Below are 18,847 nucleotides of genomic sequence, written 5' to 3'. Positions count from 1 at the left end.
GGACGCGGGTCGTACCGTCGAGGACATGGGCCGGAGCGGCGTGGGGGTCGACCGTGCGTGAGTGGCTGATCGGCCTCGGGATCGCGCTCGGGGTCATGGTCCTGAGCTGGCTGGTGCTGATCCTGCTCGCCCGGCGGCTGCCGGAAGGCACGGCCAAGGAGCTGGCCCGGTTCCTCCCGGCGTGCGTCACCACGGTCCGCCGGCTGCGCAGCAACCCGGTCGTGCCGCGGCGGGCGAAGATCGCCGTCGGCTTCGCGGGACTGTGGGTGCTCTCACCCATCGACCTGATCCCGGAGTTCCTCCCGGTGATCGGCCCGCTGGACGACGTCGTGGTGGTCGCGCTGGCCTTCCGCTACGCCGCCCGCCAGGTCCCCCGCGACGTCCTGCTCGACGCCTGGCCCGGCGACCGGCGGATCATCGAGCGGCTGCTCGGCCCACGCACGCCGGACGCCGTCGGCCCGGGCCAGCCGTGATCCTCGAGCACGCGCTGCTCACCGTGACGCCGGGGCGTGAGGCCGAGTTCGAGGCGGCCTTCGCCGAGGCGCGGCACATCATCGCCGCCATGCCCGGGTTCGGCGGCCTCACGCTCTCCCGCTGCCTCGAGCGGGAGAACGGTTACCTGCTGCTCGTGCGGTGGCAGCGACTCGAGGACCACACGGAGGGTTCCGCGGCTCGGCGGAGTACCAGCGGTGGCGCGACCTCCTGCACCACTTCTACGACCCCTTCCCCGTCGTGGAGCACTACGCGACGGTCCTGACGGCCTGACCGGGCCGCCGCCGGGGTTAGTCGAACGAACGTTCGAGAAAATGTCGTACCCCGCGGCCAGAGTTGCGGCATGAAGCTGCTGACAGCAACGCGCACAGGCCAGGGCGAGCGGGACGGGGACTTCTGTCACGCGGTCGAGGGCGAGCTGGTCCTGCTCGGCCTGGTGTGCGCGACCGACCAGAAGAACCCGGACGGTGGGTGCGGCTGCGGCCGGGCCTTCTCCGGGATGAGTTCGATGCGAGCCACCACGACGGCCGTCGTGCGCGACCTCGACGTGTCCGTCGCCGATGTCATGCTGGCCGTCGAGGGGTACTACGTTTCGTCCGGTCTCGGCCCCGACCTCATCGGTGGGGCGGAGTTCGCCGACCTCGTGGCCGAGACGGTGGCCGAGATGACGGAGATCGCGGCAGTCCTGCCCGTGGGTGCCGTCGTAGGACGGCGGCTGGACGAGCTGATCTGGCGCTCGGAGCCGAGCGGCGTCGGCGAGCACTGACCGCGAGAGGCCCAGAACCTGTGCGGTTCTGGGCCTCTCCGGTTCAACGGTCGATCACGTTCAGGCGGCGCGAGCCTGCAGCGCGCGGCGCACCTTCTTGCCGCCGGTGGTCATCCGGTAGAGCTTGACCAGCTGCGACGGGGCGTTCTTCACCGTGGTCTGCTCCAGCCAGCCGTTGGGCAGCGAGAGCCGGAAGAACTTGTGCCACGCCGAAGCGACCTGCTTGTACATCGGTGCCGAGTGATACGTCAGCTCGTACCGGTCGAAGATCGCCTTCACCCGGGGCGCGATCTCCGCGTAGCGGTTGCTCGGCAGGTCGGGGAACAGGTGGTGCTCGATCTGGTGCGACAGGTTGCCGCTCATCAGGTGCATCGCCTTCGACCCGGAGATGTTGGCCGAGCCGAGCATCTGCCGCAGGTACCACTCGCCGCGGGTCTCGCCCTCGATCGAGCGCTTCTCGAAGGTCTGGACGCCCTCGGGGAAGTGCCCGCACATGATCACCGAGTGCGACCACAGGTTGCGCACCACGTTGGCCGTGAAGTTCGCCGCCAGGGTGGGCAGGAACGACGGGCCCGACAGCAGCGGGTGGATCAGGTAGTCCTTGCGGACCTGCCGGCCCACCTTGCCCAGCACCGCCTTCACACCGGCCCGGAAGGCCGGGTCCTGGCGGCGCTTCGCCGTCGCCAGGTTCTTGCCGAGCTCCAGGTCGTAGGCGGCGATGCCGTACTCGAAGAAGCACGCGTTGACGAAGTTCCACAGCGGCTGCACCAGGTACAGCGGGTGCCACGGCTGGTCCTCGTCGACCCGCATGATCCCGTAGCCGAGATCGTTGTCCTTGCCGATCACGTTCGTGTACGTGTGGTGCAGCTCGTTGTGCGAGTGCTTCCACTGCTCGGCGGGGCTGGCCATGTCCCACTCCCACGTCGTGGAGTGGATCTTCGGGTCACGCATCCAGTCCCACTGGCCGTGCAGGATGTTGTGCCCGATCTCCATGTTCTCGAGGATCTTGGCGACCGACAGGCCGACCGTCCCGACGAACCAGGCCGGGGGGAACATCGACACGAGCAGGGCGGCCCGGCTGCCCAGCTCGAGCTTCCGCTGGACGTCGATCACGCGGCGGATGTACTTGGCGTCGTCCTCGCCCAGGCTGTCGCGGATCTCCTGGCGGATGGTGTCGAGCTCCTTGCCGATGAGCTCGATGTCCTCGGCGGAGAGGTGGGCGATCGGGTTGTCGGCCTTCTTCTGCAGCGCAGTCATGTCCGTCTCCTTGTCGCTCGGGGTCAGTGGTCGATGTCGCAGGCGCCGGCGGCGGCGCTGACGCAGGTCTGGATGAGCACGCCGTCCCCGGGGGCGGCGGTGGTGAGCTCGCCGTTGCGCAGGTCGCGCACGGCGCCCTCGCGTAGCGGCAGCACGCAGCCGAAGCAGATGCCCATGCGGCAACCGCTGGGCATCAGGACGCCGGCCTCCTCGGCGGCGTCGAGGATCGGCGTCGCGCCGTCGGCGTCCACCGTCGTCCCCGACTTCGCGAACGAGACGGTGCCGCCCTCGCCGGTGACGAGCACCGTCGGGCGGAACCGCTCGGTGTAGAGGCTCTCGGCCAGACCGGCGGCCGCCCAGTGCGCCTCCAGCGCCTCCAGCATGCCGACCGGGCCGCAGGCCCAGGTGGACCGCTCGTGCAGGTCGGGCACCAGCGCCGCGATCGCGTCGGCGTCGAGCATCCCGGCGGTGTCGGTGTGCTGCTCGATCAGCCGGATCCGGCCGTCGGCGGCCATGTCGCGCAGTTCCGCGGCGAAGATCACGTCGTCCGCGGTCGGCGCCGAGTGCACGAGGACGACGTCGCAACCGTCGTGGGCGCGGTTGCGGAGCATCCCCATCACGGGGGTGATCCCCGAGCCCGCGGTGACGAACAGAGCCTTGGCCGGTCGCTGCGCCGGGAGCACGAACTCGCCGGTGGCCTGGTCGAGCTGGATGACCGTGCCGGGCGCCGTCCGGTGCACCAGGTGGTTGCTGACCTTGCCGCCCGGGATCGCCTTCACCGTGATGCTGATGCAGCCGTCGGTGCGGGTCAGGTCGGAGGTGACCGAGTAGGCGCGCCACTGGCGGACGCCGTCGACGTCGATGCCGATGCGGACGTACTGCCCGGGAGTGTGCGGGCGCCAGCCGCGGCCGGGGCGGATCACGATCGTCGCGGCGTCACGCGTCTCGGGCAGGACGGCCTCGATGCGTCCGCGCAGGTCGGCGCCCGAACGCAGGGGGTCGATCAGGTCGAGGTAGTCGGTGGGCAGCAGGGGCGTCGTGACCAGCTCGGCCAGCTTGAGGACGCGGTCGCGCAGGGCGACGCGGGGCCGGGCCGGGGAAGGGACCGTCGTCGTCATGTCTTGAGGGTTGTCCAACTTGAGGCACAAGTACCTGTGCCCCCGACGTGAATCGACGGGTAGCTTCTGTTCTCTGCGAACAAACGAGGAGCGAGCTGTGACGACGGACGAGGCCGCTATCCCCACCTCGGTGGCGACGGCGATGCGCGCGGAGCTGGCGTCGATCGCGGGGTCGACCGTCGCCGAGATCATCGTCGAGGTGCCCAGCTACACCGACGCCTTCACCGGCAAGATGGGCCAGAAGATCAGCAACGCGGTGGAGCTGGCGCTGGCGGGCTTCCTGGAGCTGGCGACGGCGCACACCGGGGCCGACCCCAGCACGCCGATCCGCCCGGCGCTCGAAGGCGCCTACGACCTCGGGCGGGGGGAGGCCCGCAGCGGGCGGTCGATGGACGCCCTGCTGGCCGCGTACCGGGTGGGCGCGCGGGTCTCCTGGCGGCACATGAGCGCGAGCGCGGTACGGGCGGGCCTGACCGCCGAGCAGCTGGCGCGCTTCGCCGAGCTGGTGTTCGCCTACATCGACCAGCTCTCGGCCGCCAGCGTCGCCGGGCACGCCGACGAGCTCGCCACGACCGGGCGGGTCCGCGAGCGGTACCTGGAGCGGCTGGCCGCCCAGCTGCTCGCCGGTGCCGCCGAGCCGGATCTGGCGGCCGCCGCGGAACGGGCCGGCTGGCAGCCGCCCCGGACGCTCACCGCCGTGGTCCTGCCGGAGGCCAAGCTGCACGGGGCGATGGCCTCCCTCGACCCGCGCACGCTGCGCTCCACGGAGGACGTGCCGGGCGAGGAGGACCTCGTCGTCCTGCTGGTCCCCGACGCAGACGGCCGGTCCCGGCCGGCGCTCCTGCGGTCCCTGGACGGCCGGCACGCCGTGGTGGGGCCGGCCCGGCCCTGGGAGGCCGTCCACGATTCCTACGCGCGTGCCTGCCGCGCGCTGGCCCTCGGTCTCGAGGCCGAGGGTTCGGCGGCCCTCGACACCGACGAGCGGCTGGCGGACCTGGTGCTCCGGGCAGACGACGGCGCACTCGCCGACCTGCGCGCGCAGGTGCTGGCGCCGCTGGCCGACCTGAGCCCCGGGGCGCGGGAGAAGCTGGCCGAGACGCTGCGGTCGTGGCTGCTGCACCAGGGCCGACGGGAGCAGGTGGCCGAGGAGCTGTTCGTGCACCCGCAGACCGTGCGCTACCGCATGACCCAGCTCCGCGAGATCTACGGCAAGCGCCTGGAGGACCCCCGCACCGTGCTGGAGCTGACCATCGCGCTCGGCGTCGACCTCGGGAAAACGTCCCACCCCTCCGCCACAGTGGCGTCATGACCGTCGACCTGGCCGCCGCCGCCGACTTCCTGGCGGGCAACGCCCGCCTGCTCGACCGGCGGCGCTTCGACCTGCTGTTCGCCGGTGGCGGCGTCGAGCCGGTGCTCGCCGCCCTCGAGCCCTACCGGAACGCCGACGGCGGGTACGGCTGGGGCCTGGAGCCCGACCTGCGGTCTCGCACCAGCCAGCCCGGCGGCGCGCTGCACGCCTTCGAGGTGTTCGCCGATGTCGCCCCGGCCACCAGCGGGCGCGCGGTGGAGCTGTGCGACTGGCTGGCCTCGGTCGCGCTGCCCGACGGCGGCCTGCCGTTCGCGCTGCCGGTCCCCGACCCGGCGGCCTGCGCGCCCTTCTGGGCCGGCGCCGACAGCAGCCGGTCGTCGCTGCAGATCACCGCGATCGTCGCCGTGGCCGCGTACCGCGTGGCCGAGGTGGATCCGGCGGTCGCGGCCCACCCCTGGCTCGCCCGGGCCACCGCGTTCTGCCTGGCCGCCATCGAGGCGCTCGGCCCGAGCCCGCACGCGATGGAGCTGGCGTTCGCCGTGCAGCTGCTCGACGCCGCGTCCGTCCGCCTGCCGTCGGCCGCCGAGCTCCTCGAGCGCGTGCGGGCCCACGTCCCCGCCGACGGCCTGCTGCACGTGGCCGGCGGGGCCGACGACGAGTTCATGCGGCCGCTGGACTTCGCGCCCTCCCCCGGTGGCCCGGCCCGGGGCATCTTCGCCCCGCAGGTCATCGAGGCCGAGCTCGAGCGGCTGGCCGCCGAGCAGCAGCCCGACGGCGGCTGGCCGGTCAGCTTCGACAGCTACTCACCGGCCGCGACGCTCGAGTGGCGTGGCCACCGGACGGTGCAGGCGCTCCTCCAGCTGCGGGCCGACGGGGTGCTCTGAGAGCCCACCGTCCGCTCACACCGAAACCGCACCTGCCGCACAGCCGCACCACAGGCCCGCGACCGATCGTCGATCCCGATGGGCCACCACGAACCGAGGAGAACGCCATGCAGCACCCCACCGCCGCCCAGCACGGCTCGCGCGAGCGGATCGGCCCGCGGCCCTACGTGCGCACCCCGGTGCCCGACCTCGACGGCCTCGCAGGCGGGCCGCGCCGACTGCCCCGCCGCCTGCGCCGGGCCGCACCGCTGCTCGTGCCGCCCGCGTGAGACGCGGCTAGGCAGGCCGCAGGACCGCGACCAGGAACTCCGACGCGGGCGTGAACGGGCGCAGGTCCCAGGTCGACAGCAGCAGATCGGGCGCCCAGCCGGCGTCGGCGGCATCGGCCAGGAACTCGTCGAACGAGTAGCCGCGGCCGGCGCCGAAGCCGATCGCCGCCCGGCCGCCGTCGGCGATGTGCGCGCGCAGCCGGCGCAGGACCTCCGCCCGCGTCGACGGCGCCAGGAAGGTCATCACGTTGCCGGCGCACACGATGGCGTCGAACGGCTGGGACACCCCCTCGGCCGCCAGGTCGAGCTCGGCCAGGTCGCTGACGATCCACCGGGCCGCGGGATGCACCGTCGCCGCCTCGGCGATCAGCACGGGGTCGACGTCCACCCCGACGACGTCGTGGCCGAGGGAGGCGAGGTGGCCCCCGACCCGGCCGGGACCGCACCCGGCGTCGAGCACCCGGGAGCCGCGGGCGAGCATCGCGTCGATCAGCCGCGCCTCGCCCACCAGGTCCATCCCCTGCGCGGCCAGGTCCCGGAAACGCTGGATGTAGGCGGCCGAGTGCTGCGGATCCTCCCGGGTCATCCGCACCCACGCGCTCTGCTCGGTCATGCGGTCACGATCGCACGCGCGCCGGCGGATCGATCAGCACCCCGGGATTGAGGACGCCGGCGGGGTCGAGCGCCGCCTTCGCCGCCCGCAGCGCCAGGGCGAACGGCTCGGGTCGCTGCCGGTCGTAACCGGGCCGGTGGTCCCGCCCCACCGCGTGGTGATGGGTGATCGTCGCGCCCAGCCGGCCCAGCACCTCGGTCGCGGCCGCCTTGACGTCGTCCCACATCGCGACCTCCGAGCCGGGACGCCCGGCCGCGACGACCGTGAAGTACGGTGCCGCGCCGTCGGGGTACACGTGCGTGAACCGGCAGTTCACCATCCCCGCCGCCCCGGTGACCTGCTCCACGGCGGCCCCCACCTCGGTGCGGACCGTCGTGTACAGCTCCTCGACGCGGTCCCACGTGGTCGCCGTCTCGAACGTCTCGACGATCGCGCTCATGCGCGCCAAGCCGTCCCGGACGTAGGGCATCCGCAGGAAGGTCGACCGCCACGCCTCGGCCGCCCGGTCGGGCCCGCCGTCCGCACCGGTCACCGTCCCCCCGGCGTCGCGGGCGATCTCCACCAGTTCAGCCAGGCGGGACTCCACCGGGTGCACCGCCGACTCCACGCCCAGCACCAGGACGCACTCCCCCGCCGGCGCCGCGCCGGCCAGCGCGGCCTCGCCGGGGTCCAGGAGCCGGCAGTTCGCCGGGTACAGCCCGGCCTGCGCGACGGCGCGGACGGCCGACATCCCGGCCGCCATGTCCGGGAACACCGCCGACGCCGACGCCTTGAACCGCGGTCGGTCCTGCACCCGCATCCAGGCCTCGGTGATCACGCCGAGCGTGCCCTCGGACCCGAGGAACAGCCGGTCGGGCGAGGGCCCGGCGCCCGACCCGGGCAGCCGCCAGGACTCGCTGACCCCGACTGGCGTGACCACCCGCATCGACTCGACGAGGTCGTCGACGTGCGTGTGCAGGGTCGCGTAGTGCCCGCCGGCCCGCGTGGCCAGCCAGCCCCCCAGCGTGGAGAACTCGAAGCTCTGCGGGAAGTGCCGCAGCGTCAGGTCATGCGGGCGCAGCTGGTCCTCCAGCACCGGCCCGAGCGCCCCGCCCTGGATGCGGGCGGCCCGGCTCACCCGGTCGACCTCGAGCACCCGGTCCAGCGCCGTGAGGTCCAGGGAGACGACCGGCCCGTCACCGCGGTACTCGACGCCGCCCACGACGGAGCTGCCTCCGCCGTACGGGACGACCGCGATCCCGGCCGAGCCGGCCCAGTCGAGCAGCGCCACCACGTCGCCCTCGGCCCGAGGGAACGCGACGGCGTCCGGCGCCGCCCGCAGGTCGCCGGCCAGCGCCCGGACGACGTCCCGGTAGGCCTTGCCGTAGGTGTGCGCGGCCCGGTCGGCGACCGCCGTGGACACCAGGGGCGCCAGGGCGGCGGGAGGCGTGACGCGTGGCGCCGGCAGGTCGAGCCCGGCGAGGTCGGGCACCGCGCGCGGCCGCCCGAGCAGCCCCGGCAACCCGGCGGCGAGGGCGACGCACTCGTCGTCGCTGAGCGCGCGGTCGACCGTCCCCCAGCCCCACCACGAACGTTCGGTCATCTGGGCGTCCTCCAGTCGGGGGGATCGGCCGGGTGCAGGGCCGGATCGTCGGCGGCGAGCGTGCGCACCGGTCCCGGCCCGGTGCGCGGCCCCTCGAAGCGCACGGTCACCCGGCCGAGCCCGCGGCCCCACACCCACCCCGGGCCCAGCTCGTCGTGCCGCACGTCCTGCCCGGGCCACCACCGCTTCTCCACCGCCAGGGGGATCTCCGGCTCGGGCGGCCGGACCTCCCGCACAGGGGTCGCGTCGTCCTCGGGCTCGTCGTCCTCGGCGAACGGCTCCCCCTCGAGGAGGGCCCCGGCGAACAGGTCGCCCTGGGCGTACACCGAGAGGCCGGAGACGCCGACCCCCAGCAGCCGCAGCCCGCCGGAAGTCCCCGCCTCGGTCAGCAGCCGGCGGGCCGTCGCCGCGATCAGCCGCGGGTCGTCGGTGGGCTGGGGCAGCGTCTGGGAGCGCGTGATCGTGGTGAAGTCGTAGCGGCGCAGCTTGAGCGTGACGGTCCGGCCGGAGACCGCGGAGGCGCGCAGCCGGCCACCGACCCGGCCCGCCATCGCGTCGATCTCGCGGCCGAGCACGTCGACGTCGGTGAGGTCGCGCTCGAAGGTCTCCTCGGCCGAGACCGACTTGGCCTCGCGGTCGGCGACCACGGGCCGGTCGTCCTCGGCGCGGGCCAGCGCGTACAACCCGGCGCCGTGGGCGCGGCCGGCCAGCGCCACGAGGTCGGTCAGCGACCTGGCGGCCAGGTCGCCGACGGTCTTCACGCCGATCTGGTGCAGCCGCTCGGCCGTGGCCGGGCCCACACCGCCGAGCCGGGTCACCGGGAGGGGGTGCAGCACGTCCAGTTCGGTGCCCGGCGGGACGACGACGAGGCCGTCGGGCTTGTCCAGGTCGGAGGCGATCTTGGCCATCAGCTTGGAGCTGCCGATGCCGACCGAACCGGTCACGCCCCCGGTCGCCGCGGCGATCCGATCGTTCAGGGCCCGGCCGAGCGCGGTGACCGCCTCCACCGAGAGATCGCGGTGCTCGCCGGCGGCGAGGTCGACGTACGCCTCGTCCAGCGACGCCGGCTCCACCAGCGGCGACAGCTCGCGCAGCAGCGCCATCACGACGTCGGACGTCGCGCGGTAGGCCGCGAACCGCCCACCGAGGAACGCGGTCCCGGGCGGGCATCGGCGCCGCGCCTCGCCGGTGGGCATGGCGGAGTGCGCACCGAAGGCCCGCGCCTCGTACGACGCCGTCGCGACGACCCCGCGCCCGCCGACGCCGCCGACGATCACCGGCCGGCCGCGCAGGGAGGGCTTGTCCCGCTGCTCGACGGCGGCGAAGAAGGCGTCGAGGTCCAGGTGCAGGACGCTCGCCTCCCGCCGCATGCCCCCATGATCGCCCGGCCCACCGGCGGGCCGCCGCGGCGGGCCCGTTCCACCGCGCGAGCGACTTCCTTGCCGACGGCGTGCCGCAACTGCGAATCTCTGGGCCGACGGCCGAGGAGGGGATCGCACGTGGACCCAACGGCGGTGACCTTCCTGGTCATCGGCGGGATCGGCGTCGCCGTCCTCGTCCTCTCCCTCGTCGTCGGCGAGCTCGGCGACCTGGGCATCGGTTCCGCCGACGCCGACGGCCCGTTCTCCGTGCCCGCGATCGCCGCCCTGGTCGGCGGGGTCGGTTTCGGGGGCGCCGCGGCGTCCGCGCTCCTGCCCGATGCCTTGCCCGACGTCCTCGGCGTCCTGCTCGCGGTCCTGGTCGGGCTGGCGGTCGCCGTCCCGTTGGCGTGGGCGGCCATCCGGCTCTCCCGGGCGCTGAAGGACATGCCGACCGCCGAGACCCTCACCCGCCACCACCTGGTCGGCGCGCAGGGCGTCGTCGTCTCCGCCGTCCCGAGCCCCGGGTTCGGCGAGGTGCGGTTGGCGGTCGCCGGCCAGCAGCTCAAGCTCTCCGCCCGCAGCGACGTGCCGCTGCCCACCGGGACACCGGTCTACGTCGTCGACGCGATCAGCGACACCGCCGTCGAGGTCGTCTCGACCGCACCCGATCAACCCCGAGCCCTGCCCGATTCCGGAGGCACTCCGTCATGACCCTGCTCTACGCGATCGGCGGCATCGCCGTCCTCGTCATCCTGCTGGTCCTCTTGGTCCTGTCCCGGATCAAGGTGGCCGGGCCCAACCAGGCGTTCATCGTCACCGGCCGTCAGGGCCGGCAGGTGACCAGCGAGTCCGGCGTCGTCTCGCGGGACTCGTCGGGCCAGAAGGTGGTCATGGGCGCGAGCGTCTTCGTGCTCCCCGTCGTGCAGAAGCTGCACACGATGGACCTCTCCAGCCGCCGCATCCCGGTCGGCATCCGCGGCGCGGTGAGCAAGCAGGGCGTCAAGTGCGACCTCGAGGGCGTGGCCATCGTCAAGGTCGGCGGCACCGAGGACTCGATCCGCGCCGCCGCGCAGCGCTTCCTCAACCAGCAGGAGGGCATCGACACGTTCACCTCGGAGGTGCTCGCCGGCGCGCTGCGCTCGATCGTGGGCCGGCTGACGATCGAGGAGATCATCCGCGACCGCGCGGCCTTCGCCTCCGCCGTCGCCGAGGAGGCCGAGTCCTCCCTGACGGGTCAGGGCCTGGTGCTCGACACCTTCCAGCTGCAGGACATCCAGGCCGAGGGCACCTACCTGGCCGACCTCGGCCGTCCGGAGGCCGCCCGCGTGCTCAAGGAGGCCAGCATCGCCGAGGCGCGCGCCCGGCAGGCCGCCCAGCAGGAGCAGCTGCTGGCCGACGAGGCGATCGCGGTCGCCCAGCGCCAGCTCGCCCTGAAGCAGGCCGAAATCACCGCGGAGACCGACGCGGCCAAGGCCCGCGCGGCCGCGGCCGGCCCGCTGGCGCAGGCCGCCCAGGACCAGGCCGTCCTGATGGAGCAGGAGAAGGTCGCCGAGCGGACGGCGGCGCTCACCGAGCGTCAGCTCGACACGAAGGTCCGCCGGCCCGCCGACGCCGAGCGGTACCGCGTCGAGCAGGAGGCGGAGGGTCGGAAGAACTCGGCCATCCTCACCGCCGAGGCGCAGCGGCAGGCCACGATCGCGGCCGCGCAGGCCACCGCGGAGCAGGCCAAGCTGCTCGGTGAGGGTGAGCGGGCCCGCCGCTCGGCGCTGGCCGAGGCGGAGGCGATCGAGGGCGCCAAGCGCGGTGAGGCGGAGAAGCTGCGCCGCCAGGCGATCGCCGACGCCGTCGAGCGGGAGGGCCAGGCCGAGGCGGCGGCGATCCTCGCCCGCGGCCAGGCCGAGGCGACGTCGATGGACGCCCGAGCCGAGGCATTCGCCACCTACGGCGAGGCCGCGATCCTCGACCTGCTGGTCAAGGTGCTGCCCGAGGTGGTGGGGGCCGCGGCTGCCCCGTTGTCGGCGGTGGAGAAGATGACGGTCATCTCGGCCGACGGGCCCGGCTCGCTGAGCCGCTCGGTCGCGGCCAACGTCGCGCAGGGGCTGCAGCTGTCCGGCGACCTGACCGGCATCGACGTCGCCGCGCTGCTGCGCAGGCTCGGCGGTGCCACGGGCTCCGTCGCGCCGAGCACCGGGGACGGCGTCACGCGGGTGCCGATCACCGGCGACGGCGACGGCGACAGCGCCGGCAACGGCACCGGCACCGGCAGCGCGACCTGACGCCCTCGCCGCACGCATCGAAGGAGGCCGCGATGGCTGATCGCTGCACGCACCTGGACACGGTCGCGGACGTCGCGCCCTCGAGCGAGGGATGCGAGGACTGCCTGCGCACGGGCGGTCGCTGGGTGCACCTGCGGATGTGCCAGGCCTGCGGGCACGTCGGGTGCTGCGACAGCTCGCCGAACCGGCACGCCACCGCCCACTTCCGCGAGCACCCCGACCATCCGCTCGTCCGGTCCTACGAGCCGGGGCAGGACTGGTGGTGGTGCTACGTCGACGAGCTCATGTTCGACGTCGAGGGTGTGCCCGCCTCGCCGTCGCACCCGTGACCCCGTGACGTCAGCCCTCGGTCAGCGCCGTCGACGGGAGCCAGTCGGCGTCGAGCAGCTCGGCGATCTGCTGCAGTGACGAGGTGTCGGCGCCGGCCGCGGAGCCGCTGACCGCCAGTCGCTCGACCATCACGCGGGCCACCTGCTCCTCGACGGTGTCCTCGGCGAAGGCGATCCGCCACGGCGAGACCTGGCCGTCGCGGTGCGTGCGGCCGGTGACCTGGCGGGCCTGGATGCCGGAGAACCGTGGCTGGTGGAACAACCCGACCCGCGGTGTCGTCGAGGCCGGGCGACCGTCGGGGAGCAGCTCCCCGGCGTGCAGGCTGATCGACGCCGTCACCGTGAACACGCAGACGGCGGCGTCGCCGCGCTGGAACCGCAGCCGCTCGGCCTCGACATCGAACCGGTCGCGACCATAGATCCCGGCGACCGGGATGCCGGAGTCGAGCAGGGCCTCGCGGATCGGGTCGGCCGCCGTCTCGACGAACTCCACCGACACCGCGACCTGCCGCTCGGCCTCGACCTGGGCCTTCACCCAGTCGACGGTGGCCTGGACCCGGATCAGACCGGCCTTCTGCCGGAACCGCAGGAGGGCGGCCCGGCCCTTGGCGCTCTGCCGTGACCGGCGGGCGAGCTGCATCTCGGCCCGGAACTCCGACCACTCGGAGTCGTAGGCGGCCCGCTCGGCCGGTGTGAGCGCGACCGGGGTGCCGGTGACCGACACGGGGCCCCAGGGGGCGGGCCGGTGCAGCGTGGCCGGCGGGTCGGCGTCGGCCAGCCAGGACTGCAGCCGGGCCAGATCGGCGCGGCGGGCCTCGGCGTCCTCGGTCCACTGCCAGCCGTAGCGGCCACGTTCCACGTGGAACCCGTGGGTGGCCAGCTTCTTCGGGAGGTCGGCCCACTCCTTGAGCGGCTCGGCATGGGTGACGGCGAACTGCGGGGCCAGATACGGCAGCTCGAGCGGCGTGTGAGCCGGCGTCGCGGTCGCCGCCAGCACGAACGGCGCGTCCTTCACCCGGGCCGCGCCCGACACGGCCTTCCAGTGCTTCCAGCGCTGGGTCGTCGTGTGCCGCACCATGTGCGCCTCGTCGGCGATGACGACGTCGAAGCGGAGCTTGCTCACCTTGCCCAGCCGGTCCCACGTGGTGACGCACCACCGCAGGCCGCCGTCTCCGAAGCCCGCGATCGACCGCGCCCAGTGCGGGATCGTGATCGCGGCGGGTCGGTCGGCCACCACCAGCACGGTGCGGACGTCACGCTGCTCGGCGATCAGCCGCGCGGCGAGGATGGCCGTCCCGGTCTTGCCCACGCCCGGGTCGTCGCCGAGCAGGAAGACCCGGCCGCCGGCCGCGGCGTGCCCGGCGACGACGTCGGCGCCCTCCCACTGCTGGTCGCGGGGGGTCATGGGCCGGGCCATCGGCAGCGGCCGCGGCTTCTCGTTCAGTTCGTCCTCGAGGAACCGCTCCAGGGTGTACGGCGGCGGGTCGTAGGGCGCGAGCTCCGGCGGCAGCTCGGCGCCGACCCACACGTGCGCCTGCAGCCCCGCGTGCCACACGGCGCCGGGGGCGGGAGCGCGGAAGGGCACGGCCAGCACCCACACCCGCTCGCCCGGGCCGGCGGTGGGCACCTCCGGGGCGGGCTTCCCGCCCCGGCTGGGCTTGGCGGCCGGCCGCCGGCGGGCGCTCGCGGACGTCGTCCGCTTCCCGGTGGTCGTGCTGGTGCTGCGCCGTCGTCGTCCGGGCATGGGCCTCCCCCTCGTCCTCCGGCACGGTAAGCGGAGGCACCGACGGAACGTCTGATGGAATCGCCGGGTGACCGAGGATGTGGGTGCCGACGAACGGCTGGCCGTCCGCACCCTGGGCGAGGCCGGCCCCTGGGTGGTCTTCGTGCACGGCCTGTTCGGGCAGGGCAAGAACTGGACGACGATCGCCAAGGGCCTCACCGACGGGCACCGCGTCGCGCTCGTCGACCTGCCCAACCACGGGCACTCGCCGTGGACCGACCGCGTCGACTACCTCGACATGGCCGAGATGCTGGCCGCGGAGCTGGAGTCGCTCGGCGAGCCGGTGACGCTGGTCGGGCACTCGATGGGCGGCAAGGTCGCGATGGTCCTGGCGCTGCGCCGGCCGGAGCTGCTGCGCGCGCTGGTCGTCGTCGACGTCTCCCCCAGCGAGTACCCGGTGCGCGGCGGGCGGACCGACGACCCCGACGAGGAGGCGTCCCCGTTCGCGGAGTACATCGCGGCCATGCGCGGGCTCGACCTCGACTCGCTCGAGACCCGCGGGCAGGCCGACGACGCGCTGCGGGACGCCGTGCCCAGCCGCATGGTGCGCAGCTTCCTGCTGCAGAGCCTGGTCCGCGAAGGGGTGGGCTCCGGCGGCGGCTGGCGCTGGCGGCTGAACCTGGAGGCGCTCGAGCGCGACCTCGGGGAGCTCCGGGGCTTTCCCGAGCCGCCCGCCGGCGCCACCTTCGGCGGGCCGGTGCTCTGGATCGCCGGCGCCGACTCCACCTACGTGCTGCCCGAGGACCGGCCCCGCATGGACGCGCTGTTCCCGACGACCCGGCTGGTCACGGTGAAGAACGCGGGGCACTGGGTGCACTCGGAGCAGCCGGAGGTCTTCACCGAGGCGCTGCGGAGATTCCTCGACGGAGTCGAGAAGAAGTCGTAGGGCCTCGACGGAGTCGAGAAGAAGTCGTAGGGCCTCGACGGAGTCGAGAAGAAGTCGTAGAGCCGGGCGCACGTCGAGGAGCGACTCCGCCGCTGGCGTGGCCCCAACGATGGAGCGACGGCAACCTGTTGAACGCTCAAGCATTCGGCTGGAGGTGATCTCCAGCCTGCCGAACCCAGTGGCGAGAACATCCCCATTTGGAACGGAAACCCCCGTGCGTCTGACCATCCCCCCGCGTCTCCTCTCCCTCCCTCTGCGCGTCAAGGTGCTGACCGCCGTCGCGACGGCGTGTGCCGTCGCCCTCGTCGTCGGCGTCGTCGGCCTCCTGCAGCTGTCCGACCTCGAACAGCGCAGCGCCGACGTCAGCGCGCAGGGCCTGGTGCCGACCAGCCAGCTGGCCCAGGTCCGCCGGGCGTTCCTGCAGACGCGCATCGACGCGCTCGCCGACGAGCTCATGCCCGGCGCCAGCGACACCGGCCCCGAGCACGAGGCCTACCTCGCCGACGTCGAGGCCATGGATGCGGCCCTCGCCGCCTACCAGAACGGCAGCGAGCTCACCGAGGCCCAGGCCGCCGACCTCGCGATCCTCGAGGAGTCGTGGAGGGGGTACCAGACCCACCGGAACGCCGCCCTCCAGTTCATCCGGGTCGGCCAGTTCGAGCAGTACATGGAGTACCGCACCAACAACACCAAGCCCGTCGCGGCAGCGCTGAACGAGGCCCTCACCGCACTCGAGGAGTCGGCGGCGGCACAGGCGAGCGACACGGTCGCGGCGGCCCGCTCCACCTACGAGTCCGCCCGCACCGTGATCCTGGTGGTCCTCGTCGTCGGCCTGCTCGCCGCGCTCGCGCTCGGCCTGCTCGTCGCCCGGCTGGTCATCCGTCCGGTCGCCGCCGTCCGCAACGGCCTGGTGGCGATGGCCGCCGGTGACCTGACGGCGCACGTCGAGGTGACCTCCACCGACGAGGTCGGTCAGATGGCCACCGCCCTCAACGAGGCCGCCGCCAGCCTGCGGACGACGATCCGCGGGGCCGCCGAGTCGGCGCAGGCGCTCGCCTCCTCGGCCGAGGAGCTCACCGGGTCGTCGGAGGCGATCTCGGCCAGCGCGGAGGAGGCCGCCACCCAGGCCGGGAACGTCGCCAGCGCCGCAGAGCAGATCTCCCGCAACGTGCAGACCGTGGCCGCCGGGTCCGAGGAGATGGGGGCGTCGATCAACGAGATCGCGCAGAACGCCTCCGAGGCCGCTCGGGTGGCCGGCACCGCCGTCCACGCGGCGGAGACCACCACCGAGACGGTGACCAAGCTCGGCGTGTCCTCGCAGGAGATCGGCGAGGTCGTGCGGACGATCACGTCGATCGCCGAGCAGACCAACCTGCTCGCGCTCAACGCCACCATCGAGGCCGCGCGTGCCGGGGAGGCAGGCAAGGGCTTCGCGGTGGTCGCGAACGAGGTGAAGGAGCTGGCGCAGGAGACGGCGAAGGCCACCGAGGACATCGCCCGCCGGGTGGAGGCCATCCAGGCCGACACGGCCGGAGCCACGACGGCGATCTCGGAGATCGCGGCGATCATCGCGCAGATCAACGACTACCAGACGACCATCGCCTCGGCCGTCGAGGAGCAGGGCGCGACGACGGCGGAGATGAACCGCAGCGTCAGCGAGGCCGCCACGGGCAGCGGCGCGATCGCGGCCAACATCTCCGGGGTGGCCGCCGCCGCCTCGACGACGACGGAGGGCGTGGCGCAGACGCGACAGGCTGCCGGCGAGCTGGCCCGGATGTCGAGCGAGCTCCAGACGCTGGTGCACCGCTTCCGCTACTGAACACCGTGCACGTCGTCGTCCCCGGGCCCTCCTGCAGGAGGACCCGGGGACGACGCAGTTCGGGCGACCGGATCAGTCGCGGGAGCGGCGGCGGAAGGCGGCCACCGCGAGGGGCGCGAAGACGGCGGTGAGCGCGAGGGACCACGCGACCGAGACGAGCACGGGGTGCTGCAGCGGCCAGGCGGCGTCGGAGGCCGCGGGCAGCCCGTTGCCCCAGAGCTCACGGCACGCCTGGGTCACCGCCGAGACCGGGTTCCACTCGGCGATGGCGCGCAGCCACGCGGGCATGCTCTCCGGCGGCGCGAACGTGTTGGCGACGAAGGTCAGCGGGAACATCACGGTGAACATGAAGCCCTGCACGGCCTCGACCGTCCGCATCAGCGAACCGACCCAGATGCCCAGCCAGATCAGGGCGAACCCGAAGAGCAGCAGCAGGGCGAACGCGAGCACGCCGTCTGCGACGCCGTTGCGGATCCGCCAGCCGATCAGCAGGCCCGTCAGGGCCATCACGGCCACGCCGATGCTGGAGTGGATCAGGCTCGAGATGCTCCGGCCCACCAGTACCGCCGACCTCGGGACCGGCAGCGACTTGAAGCGGTCGACGATCCCCTTCTGCAGGTCGTTGGTCAGCCCCATGGCGACGATGGCCGAGGAGAACACCATGGTCTGGACCATGATCCCGGGGAGCAGGAACTCCTTGTAGTTCGTGCCGGGCACCTGGATCGCCCCGCCGAAGACGTAGGCGAACAGCAGCACGAACATCACCGACTGCACCGTGACGTCGAGCAGCATCTCCGGCATCCGCCGGATGTGCAGCAGGTTGCGCCACACGATGGTCGACGACGCCCGCAGCAGTGATGGCGGGGAGATCGGCGGCCGGGCGGCCGGCGCCCGCGCGGTCTGGACGGCGGTCACTGGGGAACCCCCTCGTTCGTCGGGTCCTGGGCGTCCTCGGCCCGGTGCCCGGTCAGGTGCAGGAACACGTCGTCGAGGCTCGGCCGCGCCAGTCCCAGGTCGTCCAGCTCGATGCCACTGGTCTCGAAGACGGCGGCGATCCGCGTCATGTCGCCGAGCCCGCCGGCCTGCGCGGTCAACCGCCGGCTGCCCACCTCGATGTGCACCTCCGACGAGTGCGAGCGCATCAGCTCCGCCGCCCGATCGAGGTCCGCGGCCCGGGTCAGCGTGACGACGACGCTGGCCCGACCCGCCTGGTCCTTGAGCTGCGTCGGGGTGCCGGCGGCGATGACCTCTCCCTTGTCGACCACGACGATCTCGTCGGCCAGGTGGTCGGCCTCCTCCAGGTACTGCGTCGTCAGCACGAGCGTGGTGCCCTCCTGCACGAGCTCGCGCAGCACCGCCCACAGGCCGGACCGGCTGTGCGGGTCTAGCCCGGTGGTCGGCTCGTCGAGGAACAGGATCGGCGGCGCCGCCAGCAGGCTCACCGCGAGGTCGAGGCGGCGGCGCATGCCGCCGGAGTACGTCTTCGCCATCCGGTCGCCCGCGTCGGTGAGGTCGAAGCGCTCGAAGAGCATCTCGGTCGTCTCGCGGACGTACTTCTTCGGCAGCCCGTAGAGGCGTCCGATCAGCGTGAGGTTCTCGCGCCCGGTGAGGATCTCGTCGACCGTCGCGGCCTGCCCGGTGAGCCCCATGCTGCGGCGGACCTCGGTGGGCTGCGCGAGGATGTCGAAGCCGGCGACGCGGCCGGTTCCGCTCGTCGGCACGCTCAACGTCGTCAGCATCCGCACGAGGGTGGTCTTGCCGGCCCCGTTGGGGCCGAGCAGGCCGAGGACCGAGCCTTCGGGGACGACGAAGCTGACGCCGTCGACGGCGCGGGTGTCGCCGAAGTGCTTGACCAGGTCGATCGCCTCGACCGCCGCAGTGGTGCTCATGCCGGCATCCTGCTCGGGGGTACCGACAGTTCCTGGGCGACCAGTTCCAGGGCGACCGGTTCCAGGGCGACCGGTTCCGGGGTGACGCTCGGCAGCGGGGTCATGGGGCCAGGATGGGACCTCCACGTGACGTGAGGTCAAGCCATTTCGGCGCCGTCGGGCGGCGAGGAGCCGCGACGGGGCGCCGAACACCCCGGCGGCGGCCGCTACCGGT

General features: G+C 73.4%; 19 protein-coding genes. 11 read left to right on the top strand and 8 right to left on the bottom strand.

Going from position 1 to position 18,847, the window contains the following annotated elements; translation table 11 throughout:
- Positions 1-53 precede the first annotated feature (53 nt).
- The 3 genes from ABD644_RS22725 (at position 54) to ABD644_RS17120 (ending at position 1,258) form a co-directional block, all read left to right on the top strand.
- Positions 54-473 (top strand): YkvA family protein, encoded by a 420-nt coding sequence (locus tag ABD644_RS22725; protein WP_425547462.1) that lies wholly within the window; start codon positions 54-56, stop codon positions 471-473.
- On the top strand, positions 470-757 hold the full coding sequence (locus ABD644_RS17125) for an antibiotic biosynthesis monooxygenase family protein (RefSeq protein ID WP_344690206.1): 288 nt from the start codon (positions 470-472) through the stop codon (positions 755-757). The genes ABD644_RS22725 and ABD644_RS17125 overlap by 4 nt, the downstream gene beginning before the upstream one ends.
- Before the next feature lie 78 nt (positions 758-835).
- Positions 836-1,258 (top strand): DUF7715 family protein, encoded by a 423-nt coding sequence (locus tag ABD644_RS17120; protein ID WP_344690205.1) that lies wholly within the window; start codon positions 836-838, stop codon positions 1,256-1,258.
- A gap of 60 nt (positions 1,259-1,318) precedes the next feature.
- Here ABD644_RS17120 and ABD644_RS17115 read toward each other — a convergent pair whose 3' ends face one another.
- Positions 1,319-2,515 carry a fatty acid desaturase family protein gene (locus ABD644_RS17115; RefSeq protein ID WP_344690204.1) on the bottom strand — a complete coding sequence of 399 codons (1,197 nt, stop codon included), beginning with the start codon at positions 2,513-2,515 and terminating at the stop codon, positions 1,319-1,321.
- Positions 2,516-2,538: 23 nt separating this feature from the next.
- The gene (locus tag ABD644_RS17110) at positions 2,539-3,633 is read right to left on the bottom strand and encodes a ferredoxin reductase (protein WP_344690203.1); all 1,095 of its coding nucleotides are present in this window, start codon (positions 3,631-3,633) and stop codon (positions 2,539-2,541) included.
- Between the two features lie 97 nt (positions 3,634-3,730).
- Between ABD644_RS17110 and ABD644_RS17105 the strand changes: the two genes are divergently transcribed.
- From ABD644_RS17105 to ABD644_RS17095, 3 genes are all read left to right on the top strand, one after another.
- Positions 3,731-4,942 carry a PucR family transcriptional regulator gene (locus tag ABD644_RS17105; protein WP_344690202.1) on the top strand — a complete coding sequence of 404 codons (1,212 nt, stop codon included), beginning with the start codon at positions 3,731-3,733 and terminating at the stop codon, positions 4,940-4,942.
- Complete coding sequence (locus ABD644_RS17100) at positions 4,939-5,826, top strand: hypothetical protein (protein ID WP_344690201.1); 888 nt, start codon at positions 4,939-4,941, stop codon at positions 5,824-5,826. The genes ABD644_RS17105 and ABD644_RS17100 overlap by 4 nt, the downstream gene beginning before the upstream one ends.
- Before the next feature lie 107 nt (positions 5,827-5,933).
- Positions 5,934-6,095 (top strand): hypothetical protein, encoded by a 162-nt coding sequence (locus tag ABD644_RS17095; protein ID WP_344690200.1) that lies wholly within the window; start codon positions 5,934-5,936, stop codon positions 6,093-6,095.
- A 7-nt stretch (positions 6,096-6,102) separates the two neighbouring features.
- Here the strand turns inward: ABD644_RS17095 and ABD644_RS17090 are convergent, their stop codons facing one another.
- Genes ABD644_RS17090 through ABD644_RS17080 form a run of 3 tightly spaced genes read right to left on the bottom strand, consistent with a single transcriptional unit; the run spans position 6,103 to position 9,660 of the window.
- On the bottom strand, positions 6,103-6,708 hold the full coding sequence (locus ABD644_RS17090) for a class I SAM-dependent methyltransferase (RefSeq protein ID WP_344690198.1): 606 nt from the start codon (positions 6,706-6,708) through the stop codon (positions 6,103-6,105).
- A 4-nt stretch (positions 6,709-6,712) separates the two neighbouring features.
- Positions 6,713-8,290 carry an FAD-binding oxidoreductase gene (locus ABD644_RS17085; protein ID WP_344690197.1) on the bottom strand — a complete coding sequence of 526 codons (1,578 nt, stop codon included), beginning with the start codon at positions 8,288-8,290 and terminating at the stop codon, positions 6,713-6,715.
- Complete coding sequence (locus ABD644_RS17080) at positions 8,287-9,660, bottom strand: DNA polymerase IV (RefSeq protein WP_344690195.1); 1,374 nt, start codon at positions 9,658-9,660, stop codon at positions 8,287-8,289. The genes ABD644_RS17085 and ABD644_RS17080 overlap by 4 nt, the downstream gene beginning before the upstream one ends.
- 129 nt (positions 9,661-9,789) lie before the next feature.
- On the opposite strand from ABD644_RS17080, the gene ABD644_RS17075 reads away from it, so the two are divergent.
- From ABD644_RS17075 to ABD644_RS17065, 3 genes are read left to right on the top strand one after another with little or no spacing between them, the layout of a single operon-like run.
- Entirely contained in the window at positions 9,790-10,362 is a 573-nt protein-coding gene (locus tag ABD644_RS17075) for a hypothetical protein (protein ID WP_344690194.1), read from the top strand.
- Entirely contained in the window at positions 10,359-11,927 is a 1,569-nt protein-coding gene (locus ABD644_RS17070) for a flotillin family protein (RefSeq protein WP_344690193.1), read from the top strand. Before ABD644_RS17075 ends, ABD644_RS17070 begins: the two co-directional genes overlap by 4 nt.
- Positions 11,928-11,959: 32 nt before the next feature.
- Positions 11,960-12,256, top strand: coding sequence for a UBP-type zinc finger domain-containing protein (locus tag ABD644_RS17065; protein WP_344690192.1), 297 nt, complete (start codon positions 11,960-11,962; stop codon positions 12,254-12,256).
- 10 nt (positions 12,257-12,266) lie between these two features.
- On the opposite strand, the gene ABD644_RS17060 is transcribed toward ABD644_RS17065, so the two are convergent.
- Positions 12,267-14,000: a DEAD/DEAH box helicase gene (locus ABD644_RS17060; RefSeq protein ID WP_344690191.1), complete on the bottom strand. Its 1,734-nt coding sequence runs from the start codon at positions 13,998-14,000 to the stop codon at positions 12,267-12,269.
- A 67-nt stretch (positions 14,001-14,067) separates the two neighbouring features.
- Here ABD644_RS17060 and ABD644_RS17055 point away from each other — a divergent pair, with 67 nt between their 5' ends.
- Complete coding sequence (locus ABD644_RS17055) at positions 14,068-14,925, top strand: alpha/beta fold hydrolase (protein ID WP_344690190.1); 858 nt, start codon at positions 14,068-14,070, stop codon at positions 14,923-14,925.
- Between the two features lie 214 nt (positions 14,926-15,139).
- Positions 15,140-16,744 carry a methyl-accepting chemotaxis protein gene (locus tag ABD644_RS17050; RefSeq protein ID WP_344690189.1) on the top strand — a complete coding sequence of 535 codons (1,605 nt, stop codon included), beginning with the start codon at positions 15,140-15,142 and terminating at the stop codon, positions 16,742-16,744.
- Between the two features lie 72 nt (positions 16,745-16,816).
- On the opposite strand, the gene ABD644_RS17045 is transcribed toward ABD644_RS17050, so the two are convergent.
- Both ABD644_RS17045 and ABD644_RS17040 read right to left on the bottom strand, forming a co-directional pair.
- The gene (locus ABD644_RS17045) at positions 16,817-17,659 is read right to left on the bottom strand and encodes an ABC transporter permease (protein ID WP_344690188.1); all 843 of its coding nucleotides are present in this window, start codon (positions 17,657-17,659) and stop codon (positions 16,817-16,819) included.
- Positions 17,656-18,633: an ATP-binding cassette domain-containing protein gene (locus ABD644_RS17040; RefSeq protein ID WP_344690187.1), complete on the bottom strand. Its 978-nt coding sequence runs from the start codon at positions 18,631-18,633 to the stop codon at positions 17,656-17,658. Before ABD644_RS17040 ends, ABD644_RS17045 begins: the two co-directional genes overlap by 4 nt.
- Positions 18,634-18,847 lie beyond the last annotated feature (214 nt).

The organism is Blastococcus jejuensis, from assembly GCF_039534705.1.
Taxonomy (GTDB): domain Bacteria; phylum Actinomycetota; class Actinomycetes; order Mycobacteriales; family Geodermatophilaceae; genus Blastococcus_B; species Blastococcus_B jejuensis.
The sequence above is the reverse complement of the archived record's forward strand: the minus strand, read 5'-3'. Positions and strand labels throughout refer to the sequence as shown.

What these genes read in the sequence shown, in the direction of transcription:
- ABD644_RS17040 (WP_344690187.1), bottom strand. Translation starts at nt 18,633, where the DNA reads ATGAGCACCACTGCGGCGGTCGAGGCGATCGACCTGGTCAAGCACTTC.
- ABD644_RS17110 (WP_344690203.1), bottom strand. Translation starts at nt 3,633, where the DNA reads ATGACGACGACGGTCCCTTCCCCGGCCCGGCCCCGCGTCGCCCTGCGC.
- ABD644_RS17100 (WP_344690201.1), top strand. Translation starts at nt 4,939, where the DNA reads ATGACCGTCGACCTGGCCGCCGCCGCCGACTTCCTGGCGGGCAACGCC.
- ABD644_RS17085 (WP_344690197.1), bottom strand. Translation starts at nt 8,290, where the DNA reads ATGACCGAACGTTCGTGGTGGGGCTGGGGGACGGTCGACCGCGCGCTC.
- ABD644_RS17065 (WP_344690192.1), top strand. Translation starts at nt 11,960, where the DNA reads ATGGCTGATCGCTGCACGCACCTGGACACGGTCGCGGACGTCGCGCCC.
- ABD644_RS17070 (WP_344690193.1), top strand. Translation starts at nt 10,359, where the DNA reads ATGACCCTGCTCTACGCGATCGGCGGCATCGCCGTCCTCGTCATCCTG.
- ABD644_RS17060 (WP_344690191.1), bottom strand. Translation starts at nt 14,000, where the DNA reads ATGCCCGGACGACGACGGCGCAGCACCAGCACGACCACCGGGAAGCGG.
- ABD644_RS17090 (WP_344690198.1), bottom strand. Translation starts at nt 6,708, where the DNA reads ATGACCGAGCAGAGCGCGTGGGTGCGGATGACCCGGGAGGATCCGCAG.
- ABD644_RS17080 (WP_344690195.1), bottom strand. Translation starts at nt 9,660, where the DNA reads ATGCGGCGGGAGGCGAGCGTCCTGCACCTGGACCTCGACGCCTTCTTC.
- ABD644_RS17120 (WP_344690205.1), top strand. Translation starts at nt 836, where the DNA reads ATGAAGCTGCTGACAGCAACGCGCACAGGCCAGGGCGAGCGGGACGGG.
- ABD644_RS17115 (WP_344690204.1), bottom strand. Translation starts at nt 2,515, where the DNA reads ATGACTGCGCTGCAGAAGAAGGCCGACAACCCGATCGCCCACCTCTCC.
- ABD644_RS17095 (WP_344690200.1), top strand. Translation starts at nt 5,934, where the DNA reads ATGCAGCACCCCACCGCCGCCCAGCACGGCTCGCGCGAGCGGATCGGC.